Origin of the sequence: Streptomyces colwelliae, assembly GCF_048158785.1 — a bacterium.
Lineage (GTDB): Bacteria > Actinomycetota > Actinomycetes > Streptomycetales > Streptomycetaceae > Streptomyces.
In genome coordinates, this window is record NZ_JBLTJC010000820.1 from 1 (window position 1) to 1,139 (window position 1,139).

Below are 1,139 nucleotides of genomic sequence, written 5' to 3' on the forward strand. Positions count from 1 at the left end.
GATGGGACGGTTGCGGTCGGTGGGAGGGTTGCGGTCGGTGGGACGGTTGCGGTGGATGCTCGGGATCGGCGGTGCCCGTGTACGGCGGCGCGGAGTTGGTCCCTCGGTACGGCGCCGGTGAGCTGGTGCCCCGGCTCGGACGCGGCTCGGAGTTGCCGGAGTCAGGGCGGTCGTCGTCGGCGGCGGAGGGCGGAGTCGGCTGGTGCATGGGCGGCTTCTTCTGCGCTCTGTGCGCCTCAGACGTGTTCGGCGCCGGATGGACTGTTCCGGGAGGACAAGGGCTGTCCGGCGACACGACCCGTTCAGGCGTTCCGCCACTCAGGTGAACGGAACCGGGCTCCTCCTGGTCACGCCCGCGGCCCGCGAAGCCGACCGAATGGCGGCGCGCCGGAGGAGACGGACAACCGGCGCCGGTGCCCCGGTCCCGGTGGCTGCCCACCCGGCGCACGGACCGTCGGCCACACGCGCCCGTTTCCCGCGCCGGGTACCCCTCAACGAGTCCAGCGTCGGCCCGCGCGCTGGGGACACTGACCGCTTGTGGAGTCATCGCCGGCAGCCGGACGACCCGGTGGAGCCAGGCGTGGAACCAAGCTCCGAACGCACCGGGCCGGTCACTGGACCGGCGGATTTGCCTGCCACTCCCCCAACCTTTGATCACCCGTCCCCCTCAACGCCGTTGCTCCCCGACTGCGGCGCCTCCGAGCAGGTGTCGTAGCGCCGCGAATCGGCCTTTCCAGCGGTGCGCGAACGCGTGCTGCCGGGGCGTGCGGTGCCCTGCGCCGGTGTGCGCGGGCGGGATCCGTCCGTTCCGGATCGGCGGCCGGCCGCGCCCGAAGGACGGGGGCTGCCCTCGGCTCCGTCGGCGGTACGCGTGCGTCGCCGACGACGGGAGGCCGCGGGCGAGACCGCCGCCGGTGCCGGGCCCTCGCCGGGACCGCCCACGCCCTGCCGTACGGAAGCGTCGGTGGCCTCCGCACCGCCGTCCACCGCTCCAGCGCGCCTCACCTCTTCAACTCCCGCCGCACTACCGGCTCCCGCCATCTCGACGGCGCCTGCCGCCCTTCCAACTCCCGTCTTCTCTCCGACGCCCGCTGTCCCTCCAGCGCCCGCCGCCCTTCCAACTCCCGTCACTTCACCGG

Annotated in this window: 1 pseudogene; it reads right to left on the reverse strand. The window is 73.9% G+C overall.

The window, feature by feature from the left end:
• A pseudogene (locus tag ACNFOC_RS54600) lies at nt 1-208 on the reverse strand (hypothetical protein); the annotation flags it as partial.
• Nucleotides 209-1,139 lie beyond the last annotated feature (931 nt).